The sequence below is a fragment of the Thomasclavelia cocleata genome (assembly GCF_900102365.1).
GTDB classification, from domain to species: Bacteria; Bacillota_I; Bacilli_A; order Erysipelotrichales; family Coprobacillaceae; genus Thomasclavelia; species Thomasclavelia cocleata.
This window is the reverse complement of the sequence record NZ_FOIN01000011.1, coordinates 16,879-38,730: the sequence shown is the minus strand read 5'-3', so window position 1 is coordinate 38,730 and position 21,852 is coordinate 16,879. Positions and strand designations below refer to the sequence as shown.

Here is a 21,852-nt window from a genome sequence, read left to right as displayed (position 1 = left end):
TTTTATTTACTCATATTACTCTTATTTTAGATGTTTATAATCAAATTTGTTATCTTTACATTATTTTACCAAAAACAACAATAAATTTCACCTTTTCTTCTTAATAATACCGTTTAACTTAATTATTTATTCTTTACATTATAGTGTACTATAATGATATTCTTTCATCAGAAGGAGGAACAAGATATGCTTAATATTAAAAAATTTGCTGAATTATGCCAATGCTCTACACAAACTTTAAGATACTATGATCATCAAGGTTTACTAAAACCATATTATATTGATAAATTAAGTGGCTATCGCTTTTATAAAATAGAACAAGCAGTAGATTTCTATAAAATTAAAGAATTTCAAACTATAGGTTTTACTATTAAAGAAATTAAAGTATTAATTAGTAGAAATGATGAAAGTATCTTATTAAGAATAGATGAAAAAATTAAAATACATCAAGAAAAACTATCTAATTCAATTAAATTAAAGGAATCATATCTTGAAAAAATAAATAACATGAATGATAAAATTAAAAATATTAAAAACACATCAAAATTAGAAATTATAAAAAATAAAAATACCATTATACTAAAACGTAACAACTCTACTGCAACACTTTCTTTTAATAAATGTTGCAATGATATATATCGTTTATTGCAAACTTTTCCTAATAATGAAATTATAAAACTTGATGAAGATTTATTAAAAGATTTAAGTAATAAAACATGGGAATTTGAGAGTGTTTATCAAAATTGGAGTACATATGATGAATTTATTGATAAAATTCCACATATAAACCATCCTGTAAATTTCATTTTTAATATATTTAATATTAATGAAAATTTTTCATTATTTGAAATAGCTGATTTTTTTCAATTATTAGAACAAAAAGGTTATAATAGTGAAAATATGTATTTTATTATTAGTTTATGTAATGACAACATTAATAAGTATGCTTTATTATATACTAGTTAAATAATATAACAACTAAAAAAGCATGATATGTTTCGATGTCTTATTCATCAATCTATCATGCTTTTTTAAATAGTTGCTATTTGTCTATAACTTACTATCCCTCATCTATATTCTGTCTCTATATAACTTTTCATCCTTGTACAATACTCCACTGATTTAAATAATACATTCTTACACTTATTAATTGTTTTTTTAATATTTAAAGAAACTTTATAACATGGTAAAATCTACATACATTGTAACTATTTATCACCAGATAATTTTTAAAGAGAATATATATTAAAACAAACTGACCAAATTTCTTACATTTGTTAATCCAAAAACTTGATATAAAACCAACAAGTATTTTAAAGAAATTAATAGACATTTTAGAAAATTATTTTTCCACCCATTTAACTTCTACTTCTTTACCACAATGAGCTAATCCTATATATACTATTTCTCCTTTTAGTTTTTTGGAATATTCCTTTTCAATAATCTGTTTTACCGCTTCTTCTGATTCTTTTTCTATTTCCTTTTTATCCTTAGTATACTTGAATTCAATTACATATGATGGTAAAGCCTTTTTCGCCTTTAAAATAATATCACATCTTCCTAATCCAGCTTCTTGATTACTTATTATTTCATACTCACTTGTTAACCAGGCACTCATACCTAATATCATCATATGATAACTGTTTTCGTCCTTTAAATCATAATATGATGGCAATGTCATTAGAATATTTTTATAACTGTTTTCAAATAATTTCTTGTCTTTCGTTTCTACTGCATAAAATAAATCATCTAAAATACTTTCTGATACCTGTAAATAATAAGCTGTCAATGACATAAATTCTTGCTGTACTTCTTCATTTGGGATCCTAATTCGATATCTGTTTTTTCGAATCATCTGTTCTATTGTTAAATATCCTGCATTTACAAACAATCCCCATAAGCTTTCTGTCTGCGACTGTTCATAAAAACTTGTCTCCATCATTATCTGCGTATCTAAATACCCTTGTCTGATCAATGTTTCATAACCTTCTTTGAAGCTTACTTCACTTTTTTCCATCACCTTTTTAATCATTATATTACTGCTGGTATTCACCCAATAAGGAATTAGTTCTTTATTATCTGCATAATTAATAATCGACCATGGATTATATATTTCTACTTCACCCATATGATAACCATCATACATCTCTCTTACTTCATCATTTAATCTTAAATCATAATATTTTAACAACGTTTCTGTTTCTGTTTCTGTAAAACCAAAATACTGATCATATCGTTTATCCATTACTGTACATACTATAAGATTATTTAAATCACTGAAAATACTTTCTTTAGCTACTCTTTGAATTCCTGTAAGCATAGCATACTGTAAGCTTGATGATAGCTTTAAAGCATTATGGAGCAATCCTGCTAACCCACCTTTTATTTCATTATAAAAACCTCCCACATGTCCTTCAATAAATGGTGTATCGTATTCATCGATAAACAACATAACTTTTTTTTGATAATATTTCTCTAACTGCTCCATTAAAAATGATAAAGAATCCGTAATATCATTTAATTGATTATTATCAAAATTAATTAATTCTTTTTTTATTGCTTCATAAACTGGTTTATCAAATTCATCCAAATCATTTAAAATAAATTTATAACGCTGATATTCTTTTAAGATTCCTCTTTTTATCCAGCTTACAATTTCCTGTAAGCTGTTTTTAGCTCCTGCAAAAGTGATAAAAATAGTTGGATACTGATTAATTTGGTCAGCATAATTAGTCTTCATAATTTTTGTATCTTTAAATATTTCTTTAGAATCTTTAGTGATATCGAGAAATTCTGCCATCATTGACATATTGATTGTTTTTCCAAATCTTCTTGGTCTTGTAATTAATGTAACACTACTTTTTCTTTCAAGAAAATCTTTGATCATTAATGTTTTATCTACTGCATAATAATCATCTTTTATTAGTTTCTCATAATCCATTATTCCTAATGGAATAGCTTTTTTCATTTCTATCACCCTTTCCGTTATTTTATTATACCTTATTTTAAAACTATTAACTATAGCTATATAAACTATATTTTTTAACAAAAAAAGATAAATATCACAAATTATAGGATATTCAACATTTTAAGCAAAAAACGGTTTTATTATAACCGTCTTTTCATATTAAATTAAATTTATTTTTTAGAGATATATTCTTCTATTGAAGAGCACAATTCATCGATTAATGTATTATTAGGATTATTATAATTCATTAATAAATACATATAATCAATGACATACGTATAAATACTATTATGTTCGACATCATTTACATTCCATTCACCGCTTGCTTTACCTATATATTCTAAAACTTTTGATTTATTTAATAACTTAAACTCATTTAGTTCTTTATCATATGGAATAATAAATACATTTCTAACATTTTTACCAGGATGCATTTTTTTTACAAAGTCACCATATGCAATTTGTTTCAGTATTGAGGAAGTTTGTGGTAAATCGCTTTTTTTAGCAGTATATCCATATTTATACATTTTAGAATCAATAATATAAATATTATCATTCTGCTCATAAATAGTATCTGGTCTTAGTAAAGAAGCCTTTGTTTTTTTTCCTTCAACTTCCCACCATCCATACGGATTGTAAACTTTTAATTGTTTTGCACTTATACCCTTAAAGATTTTATCAATCATTCTTTCAACAACATAATAGTAATTTGTAATACCAAATGTTGATTTATTACTTAAAGCATTGTCTCTTTTTATATCTCTAATTACTTTTAACATATGTCTAAAACGTAATCTTTTAACATCATCAAAGGTTGATTCCAACTCTTTTTGTATATTATATATCATTATTTGATTTGACATATGTTGTTGTACATCAACTTTAAAATTCAAATTATAAATCCATCCAATTCTTTTCAAACTAATAGATAAACAAATTTTATAAATCTGAGCAATTTTATCATCACTTGCAGATACTCTTGAAGTAATTAATTTATCATATATAATATTACCATTTGAGTATATTGGAGTTGTTCTTAGTGTTCTTTTCCAATCTATTTTACCTTTATTATCATGATAATATTTCTTTTCACGATTGAAATAATAACCATTTTCAAAAAAATCATTAATCATCCATAAATATGATTCAATAGGCCACATTTCCCCAACTAACTCATTATCACTTATCTGAATATCCTCACTCATAGCAGTTACCAATGAAAGACTTTTTAGAAACTTTAACAAATCACGATGATACACTTTTTCATCAACATTTTTGTGAAATATTTGTGGTACATGAACCTCTATTTTGCTATTGTTTATTTTTATTCCTATAAATCTATTAGATTCTTTTACATGTATTAATTCAACTTCATTTTGAGCAATCATATTCTATTCACCTGCTACTTCATCAGTTGGTTCTATTATGACATCCTCTATTCCCTCATCATTTGATACATCAAAATTAACGTCCATACAGGTTTCAATCATACCTATATATTCTGTCTTTTTTTCATTGAATTTAATAATACTTTCACATAACTTATTAAAGCTTATCGTTGTTTCTTTAAAGAATTTATCTTTATTAAATTTAAATACATCATTGTATAAGTATTCAATTACTTTATAAGTAAAGTTTTTTAATTTTTTCTCATTTTCATCATTTACAATATATGCGTCAGCTTTATTTTTAATAAACATTTCTTCATTTGCAAAATATTCTCCAAGCTGTTTATCTTCTAAATACAAACCATCACTAGTTAATTCTAACATCTTTTCATTTATTGTTTCCACAAAATTTTTCCAAGTGATATTTGTAAATGGAATATAGTAATTAGCAAATGGATGATTTTCATCCCATGTATTAGTAATTCTCTCCATTTTCCATCTACGTTTAAATGCAGTATCCAAAGGAAATACATTTTGGTCACTAGTATTCATAGTTGCAATAATTACCAAATTATGAGGAATGTGTATTCTTTCAGGTGTAAAATTAACTTTTTCTTGTCTTAAATACCCTTCAATAAACTCATTTGAAATTGGATACTCACTATCACCTTTAACTCGTTCATCATCACTATTTTTTTTTAACCTATCCAATAATTGGAACACATCTCCAAATATTGCAGCAGCATTACCTCGATTAATTTCTTCTATAACTAAATAAAACATTTCATTTTTATTTTTATAAGCTTTTTCTAAAGATTTAGTAAACGGTCCTGGTACATATTTATATGTAACATCTTTATCTTTTACAAAAGGTAAAATTTGTCCGATAAAATCACTATTAGAATAATCTGGAAAAAAAGTTGTTCTAATAACATTATTATTTTTATCAACCTCTTTCAAAATTTTATTCTCAACATGATAGCTTTTTCCACAGCCAGGAATACCATATACTATTTGATTATAATCGATTTCATTCATGATATTATTATTTTTTTTTAGGGTAAATTCTTTATTTTCTAATTCGTAGAGATAAGAAATATCAATACTCAAATTTAATAAAATCTCATTATAAATTCTATTGAACTCTTCCTTATTTATTTCTTTAATTTCATAATTTTGATATATTTCATCAATTTTTATATCATTATCAAACTCAAGATATTTTTTCAATACAATTTTATCTTTTTCAGTTACTTTTTGCATAATAAATATGTATTTTACACAATTATTATATATTCCTAGTATTTTGTCTCCTTTTTCAATAGTATTAAAAATATTATTATCATTAGTTTTAAACTCAACATAAATATTGCTACCAGCTTTAACTATAGAAAACGTATCTACTAATGAATCAACTGTTACTATGAAATATTTAGTCATTTTTATCCCTCCCATTCAAGAACTATCTTTTTCCAAAGAATCGGCTTAAATATTTTTATCCTACCATTTATAACTGATAACTCTACTATTTCATTATTAATATATCTATCTTTAATACTCATACCCCCTAATAAAAAGTCATACAATTTAGTTTCTTCAGGTGAATCAGATCTTTTCATACATGATTTTATACACCTTAGTTCAACTTTTTTGCTTTCGCTATCTATTATTAAAAAAGTATTATCTAACAAAGATAAACGATCATTTGTAAGAACTTGAAATAATCCTCTAGTTTTTTGTAAATATAGTTTATCAGCATTTTTTTTAAAATCGATATAAAAATTATTCTCTGTTTTACCAATTCTCTTCTCTAAAATTATGTCATCACCAGCTTCTAAATTGTATTTCCTATAAAAAGGTCCTAAGCCTACAATCCTTGTCTCTCTTCCTTCTGTTTTCCGAATGGTTATCACTTCTTTATTATTTTTTTTAAAAATAAATTGCAGTGGCACATTAGTTTTTTTAAATAAATCTGAAATATCCAACCCTCTATTTACTAAAATATAACTTTCATGTGTATTTTTTTTTCCTAATTCTGTATTGTTGAGTTTCTTTATAATTTGAATAACTTCCATAATCCATCTCCAGTTTATAAATATTGTTTTATAATATGTGCTATTCCTCTAGACATCATTGGTGGTACAGCATTTCCAATCTGCATATAAGTTTTCAAATAAGGACCTAAAAAAAGATAACTATCTGGAAATGACTGAATACGAGCTGCTTCACGTGGAGTAATACTACGAATCTGATAAGGATGTATATGAGAATGGCAATCCATTCGCATATGTGCAGTTATTGTTCTACAAGGTTTATCAGCAATAAGTTTAAAATACTTATCCTTAAAACAATGATTTCTGTGTGCATATGGCATAATATCCATTATTTTTTCATCAGTTGCATTATCACCTTGATTTAGTTTACCATATATTTCATAATTAAGCGGACTACAATATCTAGCCTTATGATTAAATATATAAGGTATACTCTCACCCATATTGATTAAATTTAAATATTTATTTTTTTCATTTTCAAAATAATTAATATCTATTTTCTTTCCAGATTTTTCATTATCTAATTCATTTGTATTTTTTACAAAATTTGAATCCAAAATTTTAATATCTTTTAATGCATCTTCCAAATTAAAATGCGATTTATTCTCGCAATCCTTTATAATTTTTTCAAAAATCATTTCTGGTGTAACAGCTTTATTTTTTACAATATCTTCCCTTATTGCTATATATATTAATCTTTCCCGATTCTGAGCAACAGAAAAATTAACTGAATTTAAAATTTTATAATCAGCTATATATCCAATTTCTAAACCATTTACAACTGTTTTAATATTTTTATAATCTTCAACTACTTGATTTGCTACTTTCAGCATGCCTTTTACATTTTCCATTACTACATATTTAGGAGATATTTTTTCAACAGCTTTTACAAAATACTTATATAATTTATTTCTTGGATCATCAATTATCCTCTGTCTATTAGCTTCACTGAATCCCTGGCAAGGTGGACCACCAATTACAACATCGATATCGCCTTTTATATACTTGTCAACATCACCAATAATATTTTTTATATCCTCTTTTATAATGTATTTGCTAGGTAATTCAGGATGATTATATGTATAAGTTTCAATACATACGTCTTCAATGTCAACTGCTAATTTTATCTTAAAATCTTCTTGTTTAAATCCTAAGCTCAACCCTCCAGCACCACAAAAAAAATCAACTACTGTTGGTTTATTATTTAAATAAAATTCCTTTTGTTTAAGAAATCGTTCATAATTATTAAGATTATATAGTAAATGATTTATTTCCTCTTTATTCTCAATAGCAAATGATACTGCTTTTTTAAAACAATAATAACTTGGACCTAAAAATACTTTGAGATCATTTTTATATTCATCTAAACTAAGAACACCTATTTTTCTATATTCCTTATCGAAATCATAAATTTCATTTATTTTATAATCACTATAATTTATATTATTTTTTTCACAAAATACTTCAACTAATCTGATATATATATCTATTTTTTCTCTAAAAAATTTTTTTTCAGTTTTTGATAAATTTTGTATTGGTGTTTTAAATATCATTTTATTTCACTTCCTTTAAATGCTTTTTAACACTTTTTGCAATTGCTTGGGCCAATAAGGGAGGTACAGCATTTCCTATTTGTTTGTATTGTTGGGTACGAGAACCCATAAAAATAAAATTATCTGGAAAAGACTGTAATCTTGCCACCTCTCTTACTGTTAACGTTCTTCCTTGCTTACTATCAGGATGAATAAATTGATTTCCATCTTTATAAAGATGAGCGATAATGGTTTTTGATGGATAATCCCACCATTGAACAACATAACTATTACCAAAAACACGTCTTTTAGAATGAGAAAGATCTGGTCTATTTTTTAAAAGTTCACTAAATGTCCAATTATTTTCACTCATTTGTTTATATCTTTCAATATCCTTAAAATTATGATTTCTACAAACATGATCATACAGTACATTTTTCTCATTATCAGTTATTTGTTTTAAAAATTCATTATTCTTTTTTGAAACAAAATATATTTCTTTATCCCCACCACCTGGCAACAATTTGGGAAGTTCTTCAATTGCATCCCTTACAGTCACATATTTTTTTAGTCCTTTGCATGATTGATTTTCTAACTCAGGACTATAGTGTGTTTTTTTTATATCCTTATATACTTGTTTAGGGTTAATCTGAATATCATTTCTAACACCTATAAGAATAACTCTTTTTCTTATTTGAGGTACCCCATAATTTACTGAATTTAATACAATTATTTCTGGATCTGAAACAACTTTATAATTTTCTTCTAGTGATTTAAAAACTAAATCAATTATTTTATTCCCACCAACTTTAGCATTCAACATTCCTAAAACATTTTCAAAAACAAAAAATCTTGGTTTAAAATGATTTAAAATTTTAACATAGCTTTCAAATAAAAAATTCCGTGGATCTTCTTGCATTCTTTTTTCATCCTTTGCTCTTCCTAAACTAGAATATGCCTGACATGGGGGACCACCTATAATTATATCCACTCTTTTACCAGCAACCCTTTCATCAAGTTTGCTAATAATACTTTCACTTGTTATATCATCTTCAATAACAGAAAAATCAGCATTTTTATAGTTATAATACTGCATACGGCGCTTTAAAGTTTGACATGCATATTTATCAATTTCAACATGTGCTAATGCATTAAACTTCTCTTTATAAAATCCTTCACTTAATCCACCACATCCTGCGAACAGATCTATAAAATTATATTTCATTTATCTCTCTCCAAATTAAATTTTAATTAAACTAAAAATATTAATATATTTAAAACAATATACTTCTTTTTTATATTAGTTTCTTTATCAAATACATTTTCAATAAATTTATTTCATTGATTATTAACAATAATATTTAAAATCATACTTATTTACTTTACTTAAACTATAATTTTTGATAATACCATATTTTCCACATTTCTGCAACATACTATAATTTGAATTTCGATATTTTTATTTAAAATTTCTAAATTTTTTTACTATATCAATATCTCTACAATATCTTAACGACGTTTACTATCTATCGTTTATTTTCTATATAAATAATTTTACTAGTACTCGAAAATGTAAAAAATATTAAAGACCAGATAACCTTATTTATAGAAACTATTGAATTACTATATATTTTTACAATAGACAATTTATTACACTCTGGTTTAAACTTCATATAATTAGTTCAATTATCTCCTCAATTAGTTTCTCCATCCTATATTCAAAGCACTCTTTAAGTTCACACTCCCATACAACAATAACTTTATAATCCATTTGTTCTAATTCTTTATAATGTTTTAAATCATTTTCAACGTTTCGATTAATTTTCTTTAGCCAATAATCCTGTCTTGTCTTTGGCAATGTTGCATATTTACAATTAAAATGATGATGCCAAAAACAGCCGTTAATAAAGATGACAGTTCTATATTTTAAAAGTACAATATCTGGCTTACCAGGTAATGTTTTAACATTCTTTCTATATCGAAAACCATGATGGTATAAATACTTTCTAACCTTTAGTTCTATTGAAGTGTCTTTGCTTTTAATATGTGACATATTCCTTGAACGCTGCTCTTTTGTCATACAATCTGCCATAGTTATCACCCATTTCTTAATATATTTTATCATTTATAAAAGTAAATCGCTAGTTATTGTCACTAAAATACATTATACTATTGATAACTACAAGGAGTAATATCATGGATACATTATTGCAATCTGAAACTTTCATTAGTAACACAAATAAAACTAAACTACTAACCAACAACTACAAACAAGGAATAAAAATATCACATGAATTAATTAGTCAATTAAATTCATGTGATACATTCTATTTTTCTATTGCTTTTATCAATAAATCTGGTTTAGCAGTAATTAAACAAGCATTGATTGATTTAAAAGATAAAGGAATTAGGGGTAAAATCATTACATCAACATATCTAGGATTTAATCATCCTAATGTATTTAAAGAATTATTAATGTTTGATAATATCGAAGTTCGTATTTTTGAAAATGAGCAAATAGGATTTCATCCTAAAGGATATATTTTTAAACATAATAATAACTTTGATATCATTGTTGGAAGCTCTAATTTAACCCAATCTGCATTATCAACAAACCAGGAATGGAATATTAAGATTAAAGCAAATATATGTGATGACATAGTTACAGAAATAATAGATGAATTTAATATGCAATGGTTTCATTCTATCCCTTTAACAAAATCATGGATCAGTGAATATGAAAAAATATATGTTCCTAAGATAGCTATACCAACTATTAAACATCAAAATATCCAACCTAATCTAATGCAGCAAGAAGCACTAGCATCACTAAAAGCATTGCGAAATGATTATAAGGATAAAGCCCTATTAATTTCTGCAACAGGTACTGGTAAAACATATCTAAGTGCTTTTGATGTAAAAAACGTTGATCCTAAAAGAATGTTATTTGTTGTTCATCGTGAAAATATTGCTTGTGATGCTATGAATACTTTCAAAAATTTAATTATGAACCATACCTTTGGAATTTTTACTGGAAGTAATAAAGATATTGATAGTGATTATATCTTTTCAACAATCCAAACTATTCATAAACAAAAATATCGTGAAACGTTTAAACCTGATACATTTGATTATATCATTATCGATGAAGTGCATCGTGCTGGTGCTAATTCATATCAAGAACTAATCAATTATTTCAAACCTAAATTTTTATTAGGAATGTCAGCTACTCCTGAAAGAACTGATAACTTTGATATCTATAAAACGTTTGATTATAACATAGCTTATGAAATTCGTTTACAACAAGCAATGGAGTATGATTTATTGTGTCCTTTTCATTATTATGGGATATCTGATATTTCTATTAATGGTATAAGTATTGATGATAAAACATCATTCAATAATTTAGTTACTAGTATTCGTATTGATCATATTATTGATAAAATTAACTTATATGGTCATTCTGGAAATAAAGTACGGGGATTAATTTTTTGCAGTCGTAAAGATGAAGCAATTGAACTATCAAATTTATTCAATCAACGTGGCTATCATACAGTTGCTCTAACAGGTGATGATAGTGAAACAAAACGTCAAAAAGCAATTGATAAATTAGAAAATGATACTTTAGATTATATTTTTACTGTTGATATATTTAATGAAGGTATTGACATTCCTAAAGTAAATCAAATTATTATGTTACGCCCTACTCAATCTGCCATTATCTTTGTACAACAATTAGGACGGGGATTACGTAAAAATATTTCTAAAGATTATGTTGTAATTATCGATTTTATTGGCAATTATGAAAAGAACTTCTTAATTCCTATTGCTTTAAGTGGTAATTACACATACAACAAAGATAGCCTAAGAAGATTTGTAAATGAAGGTAGTTTATTATTACCAGGTGCTTCAACAATTAATTTTGATTTAATTTCTAAAAAGAAAATCTATGAATCTATTGATCAAGCCAAGTTTAATGATCTAAAAATAATTAGAGATAGTTATCAGGAATTAAAATATAAATTAGGAAAAATTCCTAATTTATCAGATTTCGATAAATATAACTCGATTGATCCTTTAAGAATTTTCCAAAATAAAAGTTTAGGCTCATATCACAAATTTCTCAGTAAATATGAAAAAGAATATTCTATTAAATTCACACCACTACAAGAAAAATATCTTGAATATGTTTCTAATAAATTTGCAGTTGGTAAACGTATTCATGAACTATTAGCAATTAAATTATGTATCGAAAATAAAAATAATATTATTACTTTATTAAAGAAACAGCTATTTAATGAATATAATATTGAATTTAAAGAAATAAATTATCTTCCAATAATTAATCAGTTAAAGCAAGAATTCGCGACTGGTGGGGCCAAAGCAACATTTCAAGAAGCCATTTTTATTGATAATAATTTAAACACTCATCCACAATTAATTGAATTATTACAAAATAATATTTTTAAAAATCAATTACTTGAAGTAATAGATTTTGGAATTAATCGTTACAAACAAAACTACAGCAATCCACATAAAAACACCGATCTATGTTTATATCAAAAATATACTTATGAAGATGTATGTCGTTTATTAAATTGGGAAGTAAACGCTGTTCCTCTTAATATCGGTGGTTATAAATTTGATCAGCGAACTAATACAATGCCAGTATTTATTAATCATGATCATGATGCTGGTCATGGCGGTAAATATTCACATCGTTTTATCGATACTAGTACTCTAATTTGTTTTTCCAAACCAAATCGTAGTATTGATTCTGATGAAATTCAAAGAATATATAACGAAACTAATAATCATATTCAAATTCATTTATTTGTAAGAAAAAACAAAAATGATACTACTTCAAAAGAATTCTATTACATGGGACAATTACATGCCATAAATAAACCTATTAATGTAAAACTTCCTGATAATAAAAATTCTGCAATTCAATTTACATATAAATTAGAAACACCTATAAAAGAAGAACTCTTTAATTATATTACTAACAATATTTAATTAATCAAAAAAGATTATGATCTATCTTAATAGCTTATAATCTTTTTATTTTTATATTCATTTATTATTCAATAATTTTATATTTCTTAACTGCTCAAGATTCTTCTTATTTTATAGTCATATATTTATTCAGATATTTCTCCACAGTTTCCATATATTCTTTATATACAGTATTATCATTTTGAAGTCCATGACCAGAATATGAACATTCAAAATATTGATAATCTACATTATGTTCTTTATACGCTTTCAATAATCGTTGTGAAGCTTTATAAGGCTGAACTTTATCATGTTTGCCATAAGCAACCACGCTTGGCACAGTATTTTCATCTATCCACATGACTGCAGATATTGGTTTCAGTTTTTCAATGTATGTTCCATCTTTAATCATTTCTGATGTTAATTCTACTCCACCCATAACACCAAAAAGACTAGCTGCTCCTTTCCTTGACTCATCAGTATTTTTATCAAATCCATATATACCCCAGTCTTCTGTATAATAACTTGATGGTCCTACTGCTCCAAATAATAATTTTACTGGAACTGGAGATATACCTGCATCTCTATAAGCATAAATCATTGCAAGAGTATGCCCTGCTGATCCTCCTGCAATTCCCATTTCATTTATAGAATAACCATAATTCTTTGCCTCTTCAATAACTTTTGAAATTGCTTCTTTTATTTCCATTGATTGTACATAAACATTTGCTTTAGGATTTTCTTCACTAAAAAGTGTATAGTTGATACCAACAGCAACATACCCCTTTGAACATAGCCAAGATAACATTCGTTTATCTTCAGCCTTATCTCCTGCAGTAAAACCACCTGCATGAAGATATACAATTAATCCATAAGTATCTCTTGTATTGTCTTTAGGCAGATACATATCAAATTTATTCGCTTCTTTTTCACCATAAGATAAATCTGTATATAATGTTCCTATTTCATCTGTAAATTCTATTTCGTATTTCTTAGCCCATGCTGGTTTCAATAAAAATTTTGAACCTATTCCTAATGCAAAGAAAATAAAAAATAAGATAATACATATCAATATAAACACCTTTTTGTTTAATATCATAAAAAATCACCTCTAAACAATGTTCCACCCACAAGAAAATTTAAAATCGCTCTTACCACCATTCTACCTAACACAAACGCAATAATACTTATAATAATTAAAATAAATATCCGTAATTTTGTTATTTGCATTACAATTACCTCCTAAAATATCTCTTGACTAGTTTTTTACATCTTTGTTAGAATTTAGTTGAAACATATGTATCATTAATGATGAAACAAGTGTATCATATAATTCTTAGAATTTTCAATATATTTATAAAAATGAAACAAAACTTAGGAGAATGTATCATCATGGATAATATAGAAAAAAATAAATATGTAAAAAAAGAGATCACAACAGCCTTATTAAATTTATTAAAAGAAAAAAACTTAGAAGAGATTACAGTAAGTGAAATCACATCTAAAGCACAGGTAGGCAGAGTTTCATTTTATCGTAACTACAAAAATAAAGAAGATATTTTAAAACAATACTTACTTTTAATTATCAAAGAATGGGAAAATAAAAATTCAACAAAAAATTTAACAACAGATAATATTTTAAAATGTTTATTCGAACATCTTATTACAAATAAAGATTTTTATACTTTGCTTTATCAAAAAAAACTATTCTATCTTTTTAGAAATACCCTTAAACAAATAATTATAAAAGATAAAATCATTTCTAATAATGTTGAAGCATATGCTATTGCTTTTGTTTCTTATGGAATTTATGGCTGGATAGAAGAATGGCTGGCTCGTGGTATGCAGGAATCAGCAGATGAAATATATACTATTTTAAAAATGCAAGCTATCAATAAATAAACTTATCTATAAACAATTCTAAAATTCATCATTTTTCTCAAAATTTGCATATAAAAAATGGTCTAATTATTTTACTAATTAAAATTTCATACAATATATTCATTTTGTATATATCTTTAATATCATTTTTCTCCATGATACAATAAACCATATATAAATAATAAAAGGAGAACAATATGAATGCTAAAGATATTTTAACAAACTACCAAAATTTTGCAGTAATTGGTGTAACTAATAATCATGATAAATTTGGCTATAAAATATTTCAAAGATTAAAACAATTAAATAAGACTGTTTTTGGAATATCTCCAATATATAAAGATATTGATGGAATAACTACATATTCTAGTTTAAGTGAAGTCAATAAAAAAATTGATGTTGCAGTATTTGTTGTTAATCCTAAGTTTGGTATCGAATATGCCAAGGAGTGTCAAAAACTTGAAATAAATCATATTTGGTTACAACCAGGAACTTATGATGACAATCTTATTTCCTTAATAAAAGATACAAATATAAATTATTATCCTAATTGTATTTTAGTTGAAAGTCAGGATATATAAAACTACTACATAAAATTAATTATCACTGGCTATAATATATTTAGGAGGCAAAAAATGAAAACATTATATTACAATGGTGATATTCTAACAATGGAAAACACTGATTTTGAGGCTATTTATATTGAAAATGGTATTATAAAAAAATGTGGTGATTTCAAGCAATTAAAATATTCTATTCCTGATGATACAGAATTAATTGATTTGCATGGTAAATGTTTAATGCCTGCATTTATCGATAGTCATAGTCATATTGTATCATTAGCTAAAACATTAAATCTAGTTGATTTAAGTAATAGTACTAGTATTAAAGAAATTATTGAACAATTCAACAATTTTATAAACATAACTAAGCCTAAGAAAAATAAATTATTAATCGGTTATGGTTATGACCATAATTTTTTAAAAGAACAACGTCATCCTTTAGCTAAAGATCTTGATCATATTCCTTTTCCTGTTATGATTTCACACACATCTGGTCATATGGGAGTAATTAATCATAAAGCAATGCAATTATTTAAATTGGATAATAATGTTAGTGATCCAAATGGTGGAAAATATGGTCGTGATGAAAATAATCAATTAAATGGTTATCTTGAAGAACGAGCTTTTATTGATTTTGCGGGAAAAAGCAGTACTAGTGGTGATTTAAAAAAACAGCTTATAGAAGCTCTTGGAATCTATGCAAGTTATGGTATTACTACTGTTCAAGAAGGCTTCATGAAAAAAGAAGAATTTGTACTACTAGATTCATTAGCAAAAGAAAATAAATTATATTTAGATGTAATTGGTTATATTGATATTAAAGACAATCAAAAACTTTATCAAGATAATCCTTCATATCACCAATATCAAAATCATTTTAAGTTAGGTGGTTACAAACTCTTCCTCGATGGCTCACCACAAGGTAAAACAGCCTGGATATCTAGACCCTATCTAGATAGTGGTGATTATTGCGGTTACCCTATCTATCAAGATAAAGAAGTAAAAAAATATGTTGACAGTGCTTTACAAGAACAAGTTCAACTTTTAACTCATTGCAATGGTGATATGGCAGCTAAACAATTATTAGATGTCTTTAAACAAAAAGCTACTAATACTCGTCCAGTCATGATTCATTGTCAAATATTACAGCCTGAGCAATTACCACAATTGAAAAGAATTGGAATGATACCAAGTTTCTTTGTTAATCATATTTATTATTGGGGAGATATCCATCTTAAAAATCTTGGCAAACGTGCTAATCAAATTTCATGTATCCACAGTGCTTTAAAACAAGAACTTCCATATACTTTTCATCAAGATAGTCCTGTAATTCTTCCAAATATGCTTGAAAGTGTTTGGTGTGCTTGTAAAAGAGAAACTAAAGCTGGTCTAATATTAGGTGAAAATGAACAAATTTCAGTTTATAATGCACTAAAAGGTGTTACAATTAATGCTGCTTATCAATATTTTGAAGAAAAATACAAAGGTTCTATCAAAGAAGGGAAAATTGCTGATTTAATTATTTTAGATAAAAACCCTTGTAAAATAGCAATTGATGATATCCTAAAAATTAATATTTTAACAACTATCAAAGATGGTAAAGTCGTTTATAATAAGAAGCTGTAATGAAATAACTTTTTAAAGAAAGTTGAATTCGTTTCAGCTTTTTTTATAAAAATTCAACAAATCTCTACACTTTAATTGACTTTTATATTCTACTTTTATTATAATTAATCATACAAGACTTATTATAGGAGAATGAAATGGAGACAAAAAACAAGCGTAGTACCTTCTCAGGACAACTTGGCTATGTTATGGCAGTTGCAGGATCTGCTGTCGGTCTAGGAAATATTTGGCGCTTTCCATATCTAGCAGCTAAATATGGTGGTGGTACTTTTCTATTTACTTATTTTATCCTTGCAATTACCTTTGGTTTTGCTCTTTTAATTAGTGAAACAGCCTTAGGTAGAAAAACTAAAAAAAGTCCAATTGTTGCTTATAAACAATTAGGAGCCAAAAAACTTCAATTTGGTGGGTGGTTAAATGCTATTATTCCAATGTTAATCGTTCCATACTATTGTGTTGTTGGAGGATGGGTATGTAAATACTTATTTGAATATATTACTAATAATTCAGCCAGCTTAGTAAACGATGTATATTTCACTAGTTTTGCTTCTTCACCAATTCAGCCAGTATTTTGGTTATTAGTATTTGCAATTCTAGTTTTTAGTGTTGTATTATTAGGGGTTGAAAAGGGAATTGAAAAATGTAGTAAAATCTTAATGCCAACTTTAGTAATAATGGCTATTTTCATTGCTGGATATGCTTTGCTTACTCCAGGAGCAATTGAAGGAGCAAAATATTATTTAATTCCTGATTTTTCAAGATTTTCAATTATGACTGTTGTAGCAGCAATGGGACAAATGTTTTACTCACTTTCAATTGGAATGGGAATATTATTTACATATGGTTCATATATGAGAAAAGAAATAGATATGGAACATTCAATTACTCAAGTTGAAATAATGGATACATTGATTGCCTTTTTAGCTGGTTTAATGATCATTCCTGCTGTCTTTGCATTTTCAGGTGGTAATCCAGACACATTAAACGCTGGAGCATCATTAATGTTTATTACTTTACCTAAAGTATTTAATAGTATAGCTTTTGGTAATATTATTGGGATTATTTTCTTTTTATTAGTTTTATTTGCTGCTTTAACTTCTGCTATTTCATTAATGGAATGTTGTGTATCAGTTATTCAAGATCAATTTAATTTTTCAAGAAAAAAATGCTGTATTATTATTTTAGCAGTAATATGTATTTTAGGTATTCCTTGCTCATTAGGCTTTGGGGTTTTAGATTTTATTGCTCCACTTGGTTTGAGTATTCTTGATTTCTTTGATTTTATGACTAATTCTATCATGATGCCAATTTCAGCAGCTTGTACGTGTTTATTAATTATAAAAGTAACTGGATTCAAAACTGTTATTGATGAAGTTGAATATAGTTCTAAATTTAAACGTAAAAAAGCATATATTTTCTGTATGAAATATATAGTTGTTCCTGGTCTAATGATTATTTTAATTAGTTCAATTCTTTCAACTTTAGGTGTTATTTCAATATAAAAACAAGTAAAATAAATTACTTGTTTTTTATTTTATTGTAAGCCACACACCCAAAGAAAAATATTATTACTCCTATCAATATATATAATGATAATAATGTAAGAGGTGTCATCACAAGATCTCCTTTGTTTATATCTTACAAATCAATTTTTAATCCTACTGGACAATGATCACTACCCATAATATCTGTGTAAATATAAGCATCCTTAACTAATTCTTTTAAACAATCAGATACAAGAAAATAATCAATTCGCCAGCCAGCATTATTTTTACGAGCATTAAAGCGATATGACCACCATGAATAAATACCTTCCAAATCTGGATACAAATATCTAAAAGTATCAATGAAGCCACTCTCTAATAAAGTTGTCATTTTACTTCGTTCTTCATCACTAAAGCCAGCATTCTTTCGATTATTTTTAGGATTTTTCAAATCAATTTCCTGATGAGCGACATTAAGATCACCACATAAAATAACTGGTTTTTTTTCTTCAAGTTTTTTAAGATACTCTAAAAAAGCATCTTCCCAAATTATTCTATAATCAAGACGTTTTAGCTCATTTTGACTATTTGGTGTATAACAATTAACTAAATAAAATTTTTCATATTCTAAAGTAATAATCCGTCCTTCTTGATCATGTTCTTCAATCCCAATTCCATAACTATAACTTAATGGCTCAATTTTTGAAAACACCAAAGTTCCACTATACCCCTTCTTTTTAGCACTATTCATATAAGTAAAATAGCCATGCTTTTCTAATTCAATTTGTCCTTCTTGCATTTTTGTTTCTTGAACACAAAAAATATCAGCCTGACTATCTTTTAAAACATCATAAAAACCTTTAGTAATACATGCTCTAATTCCATTTACATTCCACGATAATAATTTCATTTAAATAACCTCACTACTTCATTATACATGAAAGCATTTTTAGTTAGAAGTATTATTTTCTAAAACAAAAAACTTTCATCAATCTTTATCACCTATTAATATTTTTTAATAATTTGTTAATAATAATCATGGTGATAAAATTGAAAAAATATAAATACATTATTTTAAATATTGCTATATCTTTAGGGATTGGTGTAGCAATTGCACTTTGTACAATGAATTCAATGAATCTTTATCAAAAAATAAACCGTCCCAAAATAGCTCCGCCAGGATTTATTTTTCCAATTGTATGGTCAGTTTTATATGTTATGATAGGCCTTTCAAGTTATTTAATTCATCGTAGCAATAATAATAACAAAGAATCTGCATTAATTCTCTACTATTTTCAATTAGTATTAAACTTCGTTTGGCCAATTACTTTTTTTAATTATCAAAATTTTCTCTTAGCCTTAGCAATTTTACTAGCTTTAAATATCTCTGTTATAATTTTAATTCGTCTATTCTATAAAATAAGGCCAATTGCTGCATATTTATTACTTCCCTATTTAGGATGGATTATATTTGCTTTATATCTAAATTTTTGGATTTTCTTACGAAATTAAAAAAGCTTTCCTAGAAAAGCTTTTTTTATTAAATCAACGCAAAATAAGCTACAAAAATCAAAATTAAAACCCAAACAATCGGTTTAACTTGTTTAGCTCTACCAGCCACAACACTAGTAAGACCGTATACAATAAATCCAAATGCAATTCCATCAGATATTGAATATGTTAATATCATCATTATTACAGTAATAAAACCAGATGCTGCAAAAACAATATCATCCCATTCAATTCCACCTAATTGGCTAGCCATTGAAATTCCTACTGCTACTAAGGCTGGAGCAGTTACAGCACTTGTTACAACACTTAATACTGGTGCAAAGAAAATAGCTAAAAAGAATAGTATTGCTGTAGTACAAGCTGTTAATCCAGTACGACCACCTGCTTCAACACCAGCAGTTGATTCAACAAAAGAAGTAACTGTAGAAGTTCCTAAAACACCACCAATTACAGTACCTGTAGAATCAGCAACCAAAGCTTGTTCAATATTAGCTAATTCACCATTTTTATCCACTAAATTTGTCTTATTCGCAACTGAAATCAAAGTTCCAGCAGTATCAAAGAAATCAACAAATAATAATGAAAATAACGCCACAATACAATCAGGATGAGAAAATAACTCCTCAAAACCATTCATAAAAATTCCAAAACCACTTGTATCTAAATCAACTGAAACAATTGCTGAAGGAACTTCAGGCATTCCTTCAATTCCAAACAAACCAAAAACAATTCCTACAATCGCAGTAATAACTAAACCATAAAATACAGCCGCAGGAATCTTTTTAGCCATTAAAACAATAGTAATTAATATTCCAAACAAAGCAAGTAAAATAACTGGATCAGTTAATTTTCCTAAAGAAACAAATGTTGATTCACTACCAACTATGATTCCAGCATTTTTTAACCCAATAAATGCAATAAAAAATCCTATCCCTGCTCCAATTGCTAATTTTAATTGTTGGGGAATCGCATTAATAATAGCTTTACGAATTCCGGTTACAGAAATAACTAAGAAAATTATCCCTGATACAACTACAGCCGCTAACGCAGCAGCTGGACTATAACCCATACTAAAGACTAAGGTATATGTAAATAAAGCATTTACCCCCATCCCTGGAGCTAAAGCAACTGGATAATTTGCAACCAATCCCATGATTAATGTTGCAATTCCTGATGATAAAGCAGTTGCTAAGAAAACACTGTCATACGATAATCCTGTTTCTTGTAACATATTAGGATTTACCGCTAAAATATAAGCCATAGCTAAAAATGTTGTAATTCCTGCAATAACTTCAGTTCTAACAGTAGTTCCTTTCTCTTTTAATTTAAAAATTTTTTCAAGCATTATTCTTTCTCCTTCTATAAATACTATATAATTATAGCTTAAATTGTATCCATTTCAAGAAAAAAGTTATAATCTTTCAAGTAATATTAAGATAAAATAAAACTTCTTCTAATGCCCTGGTTTTTAACCGATAATAAGTAGCTCGACTATAAAAATCAACCCACCATTCATCTTCCCTTTGCTCAACAAACTCATTTGTTATAATCAATTGACTATCAGGACTTAAAGCCTTAATAATTATCTCAAAAGAAGATATCAAACTCCTCAATTCATCTTTATCTTCAATCCTGCTGTTTAAACGTTCTGCAACTGATTTATTATAATGATTTTTAGTCTCTCTAATTATACTTGTGCTAATCTGGGGATAATAATTCATATTCTCTAAACAATAAAGCTTTAATTTAGCTCGATGATATTGTTTAAATATATTTTCAACAGCTTCTTGCTTTTGTTTAAACGTTAAAGTATTTTTATTCATAAAAAAACCTCCTATTATCATAT

19 protein-coding genes are annotated in these 21,852 nt (G+C 26.5%); 7 read left to right on the top strand and 12 right to left on the bottom strand.

Going from position 1 to position 21,852, the window contains the following annotated elements:
• Positions 1-186: 186 nt before the first annotated feature.
• A complete protein-coding gene (locus BMW96_RS06240; RefSeq protein ID WP_162207512.1) occupies positions 187-966 on the top strand; it encodes a MerR family transcriptional regulator in 780 nt (259 codons plus the stop codon).
• A gap of 376 nt (positions 967-1,342) precedes the next feature.
• On the opposite strand, the gene BMW96_RS06235 is transcribed toward BMW96_RS06240, so the two are convergent.
• From BMW96_RS06235 to BMW96_RS06205, 7 genes are all read right to left on the bottom strand, one after another.
• Positions 1,343-2,968, bottom strand: a complete 1,626-nt coding sequence (locus BMW96_RS06235) for an AAA family ATPase (protein WP_092353587.1) — start codon at positions 2,966-2,968, stop codon at positions 1,343-1,345.
• Between the two features lie 170 nt (positions 2,969-3,138).
• A complete protein-coding gene (locus BMW96_RS06230) occupies positions 3,139-4,356 on the bottom strand; it encodes an LlaJI family restriction endonuclease (RefSeq protein ID WP_092353585.1) in 1,218 nt (405 codons plus the stop codon).
• 3 nt (positions 4,357-4,359) lie between these two features.
• Positions 4,360-5,796 carry an AAA family ATPase gene (locus BMW96_RS06225; RefSeq protein ID WP_157796049.1) on the bottom strand — a complete coding sequence of 479 codons (1,437 nt, stop codon included), beginning with the start codon at positions 5,794-5,796 and terminating at the stop codon, positions 4,360-4,362.
• Between the two features lie 2 nt (positions 5,797-5,798).
• Positions 5,799-6,431 (bottom strand): hypothetical protein, encoded by a 633-nt coding sequence (locus BMW96_RS06220; protein WP_092353583.1) that lies wholly within the window; start codon positions 6,429-6,431, stop codon positions 5,799-5,801.
• A 14-nt stretch (positions 6,432-6,445) separates the two neighbouring features.
• Complete coding sequence (locus BMW96_RS06215; RefSeq protein ID WP_092353581.1) at positions 6,446-7,963, bottom strand: DNA cytosine methyltransferase; 1,518 nt, start codon at positions 7,961-7,963, stop codon at positions 6,446-6,448.
• 1 nt (position 7,964) lies between these two features.
• On the bottom strand, positions 7,965-9,167 hold the full coding sequence (locus tag BMW96_RS06210; protein WP_092353579.1) for a DNA cytosine methyltransferase: 1,203 nt from the start codon (positions 9,165-9,167) through the stop codon (positions 7,965-7,967).
• Between the two features lie 444 nt (positions 9,168-9,611).
• The gene (locus BMW96_RS06205) at positions 9,612-10,034 is read right to left on the bottom strand and encodes a very short patch repair endonuclease (protein ID WP_092353577.1); all 423 of its coding nucleotides are present in this window, start codon (positions 10,032-10,034) and stop codon (positions 9,612-9,614) included.
• 104 nt (positions 10,035-10,138) lie between these two features.
• Between BMW96_RS06205 and BMW96_RS06200 the strand changes: the two genes are divergently transcribed.
• Positions 10,139-12,961, top strand: a complete 2,823-nt coding sequence (locus BMW96_RS06200) for a DEAD/DEAH box helicase (protein ID WP_092353575.1) — start codon at positions 10,139-10,141, stop codon at positions 12,959-12,961.
• A gap of 106 nt (positions 12,962-13,067) precedes the next feature.
• On the opposite strand, the gene BMW96_RS06195 is transcribed toward BMW96_RS06200, so the two are convergent.
• Positions 13,068-14,039, bottom strand: coding sequence for an alpha/beta hydrolase fold domain-containing protein (locus BMW96_RS06195; protein WP_177165820.1), 972 nt, complete (start codon positions 14,037-14,039; stop codon positions 13,068-13,070).
• Complete coding sequence (locus BMW96_RS14650) at positions 14,036-14,170, bottom strand: hypothetical protein (protein ID WP_257606848.1); 135 nt, start codon at positions 14,168-14,170, stop codon at positions 14,036-14,038. Before BMW96_RS14650 ends, BMW96_RS06195 begins: the two co-directional genes overlap by 4 nt.
• Positions 14,171-14,332: 162 nt before the next feature.
• Here BMW96_RS14650 and BMW96_RS06190 point away from each other — a divergent pair, with 162 nt between their 5' ends.
• From BMW96_RS06190 to BMW96_RS06175, 4 genes are all read left to right on the top strand, one after another.
• On the top strand, positions 14,333-14,842 hold the full coding sequence (locus tag BMW96_RS06190) for a TetR/AcrR family transcriptional regulator (protein ID WP_092353573.1): 510 nt from the start codon (positions 14,333-14,335) through the stop codon (positions 14,840-14,842).
• A 176-nt stretch (positions 14,843-15,018) separates the two neighbouring features.
• Positions 15,019-15,402, top strand: coding sequence for a CoA-binding protein (locus BMW96_RS06185; RefSeq protein ID WP_092353571.1), 384 nt, complete (start codon positions 15,019-15,021; stop codon positions 15,400-15,402).
• Between the two features lie 54 nt (positions 15,403-15,456).
• Positions 15,457-17,010 carry an amidohydrolase gene (locus tag BMW96_RS06180; protein WP_092353569.1) on the top strand — a complete coding sequence of 518 codons (1,554 nt, stop codon included), beginning with the start codon at positions 15,457-15,459 and terminating at the stop codon, positions 17,008-17,010.
• A 137-nt stretch (positions 17,011-17,147) separates the two neighbouring features.
• Positions 17,148-18,512: a sodium-dependent transporter gene (locus BMW96_RS06175; protein WP_092353567.1), complete on the top strand. Its 1,365-nt coding sequence runs from the start codon at positions 17,148-17,150 to the stop codon at positions 18,510-18,512.
• Positions 18,513-18,648: 136 nt separating this feature from the next.
• On the opposite strand, the gene BMW96_RS06170 is transcribed toward BMW96_RS06175, so the two are convergent.
• On the bottom strand, positions 18,649-19,404 hold the full coding sequence (locus BMW96_RS06170; protein WP_092353565.1) for an exodeoxyribonuclease III: 756 nt from the start codon (positions 19,402-19,404) through the stop codon (positions 18,649-18,651).
• Between the two features lie 131 nt (positions 19,405-19,535).
• On the opposite strand from BMW96_RS06170, the gene BMW96_RS06165 reads away from it, so the two are divergent.
• A complete protein-coding gene (locus BMW96_RS06165; RefSeq protein ID WP_172471896.1) occupies positions 19,536-20,006 on the top strand; it encodes a TspO/MBR family protein in 471 nt (156 codons plus the stop codon).
• A gap of 28 nt (positions 20,007-20,034) precedes the next feature.
• Here the strand turns inward: BMW96_RS06165 and BMW96_RS06160 are convergent, their stop codons facing one another.
• On the bottom strand, positions 20,035-21,351 hold the full coding sequence (locus BMW96_RS06160; RefSeq protein ID WP_092353561.1) for an NCS2 family permease: 1,317 nt from the start codon (positions 21,349-21,351) through the stop codon (positions 20,035-20,037).
• 76 nt (positions 21,352-21,427) lie between these two features.
• Complete coding sequence (locus tag BMW96_RS06155) at positions 21,428-21,829, bottom strand: MG284/MPN403 family protein (protein ID WP_092353559.1); 402 nt, start codon at positions 21,827-21,829, stop codon at positions 21,428-21,430.
• Between the last annotated feature and the right edge of the window lie 23 nt (positions 21,830-21,852).

Excerpts from the sequence above, each read along its gene's own strand:
- BMW96_RS06185 (WP_092353571.1), top strand. The coding sequence starts at position 15,019 with ATGAATGCTAAAGATATTTTAACAAACTACCAAAATTTTGCAGTAATT.
- BMW96_RS06190 (WP_092353573.1), top strand. The coding sequence starts at position 14,333 with ATGGATAATATAGAAAAAAATAAATATGTAAAAAAAGAGATCACAACA.
- BMW96_RS06180 (WP_092353569.1), top strand. The coding sequence starts at position 15,457 with ATGAAAACATTATATTACAATGGTGATATTCTAACAATGGAAAACACT.
- BMW96_RS06230 (WP_092353585.1), bottom strand. The coding sequence starts at position 4,356 with ATGATTGCTCAAAATGAAGTTGAATTAATACATGTAAAAGAATCTAAT.
- BMW96_RS06215 (WP_092353581.1), bottom strand. The coding sequence starts at position 7,963 with ATGATATTTAAAACACCAATACAAAATTTATCAAAAACTGAAAAAAAA.
- BMW96_RS06170 (WP_092353565.1), bottom strand. The coding sequence starts at position 19,404 with ATGAAATTATTATCGTGGAATGTAAATGGAATTAGAGCATGTATTACT.
- BMW96_RS06225 (WP_157796049.1), bottom strand. The coding sequence starts at position 5,796 with ATGACTAAATATTTCATAGTAACAGTTGATTCATTAGTAGATACGTTT.
- BMW96_RS14650 (WP_257606848.1), bottom strand. The coding sequence starts at position 14,170 with ATGCAAATAACAAAATTACGGATATTTATTTTAATTATTATAAGTATT.
- BMW96_RS06160 (WP_092353561.1), bottom strand. The coding sequence starts at position 21,351 with ATGCTTGAAAAAATTTTTAAATTAAAAGAGAAAGGAACTACTGTTAGA.
- BMW96_RS06195 (WP_177165820.1), bottom strand. The coding sequence starts at position 14,039 with ATGATATTAAACAAAAAGGTGTTTATATTGATATGTATTATCTTATTT.
- BMW96_RS06200 (WP_092353575.1), top strand. The coding sequence starts at position 10,139 with ATGGATACATTATTGCAATCTGAAACTTTCATTAGTAACACAAATAAA.
- BMW96_RS06220 (WP_092353583.1), bottom strand. The coding sequence starts at position 6,431 with ATGGAAGTTATTCAAATTATAAAGAAACTCAACAATACAGAATTAGGA.
- BMW96_RS06240 (WP_162207512.1), top strand. The coding sequence starts at position 187 with ATGCTTAATATTAAAAAATTTGCTGAATTATGCCAATGCTCTACACAA.
- BMW96_RS06235 (WP_092353587.1), bottom strand. The coding sequence starts at position 2,968 with ATGAAAAAAGCTATTCCATTAGGAATAATGGATTATGAGAAACTAATA.
- BMW96_RS06175 (WP_092353567.1), top strand. The coding sequence starts at position 17,148 with ATGGAGACAAAAAACAAGCGTAGTACCTTCTCAGGACAACTTGGCTAT.
- BMW96_RS06205 (WP_092353577.1), bottom strand. The coding sequence starts at position 10,034 with ATGGCAGATTGTATGACAAAAGAGCAGCGTTCAAGGAATATGTCACAT.
- BMW96_RS06155 (WP_092353559.1), bottom strand. The coding sequence starts at position 21,829 with ATGAATAAAAATACTTTAACGTTTAAACAAAAGCAAGAAGCTGTTGAA.
- BMW96_RS06210 (WP_092353579.1), bottom strand. The coding sequence starts at position 9,167 with ATGAAATATAATTTTATAGATCTGTTCGCAGGATGTGGTGGATTAAGT.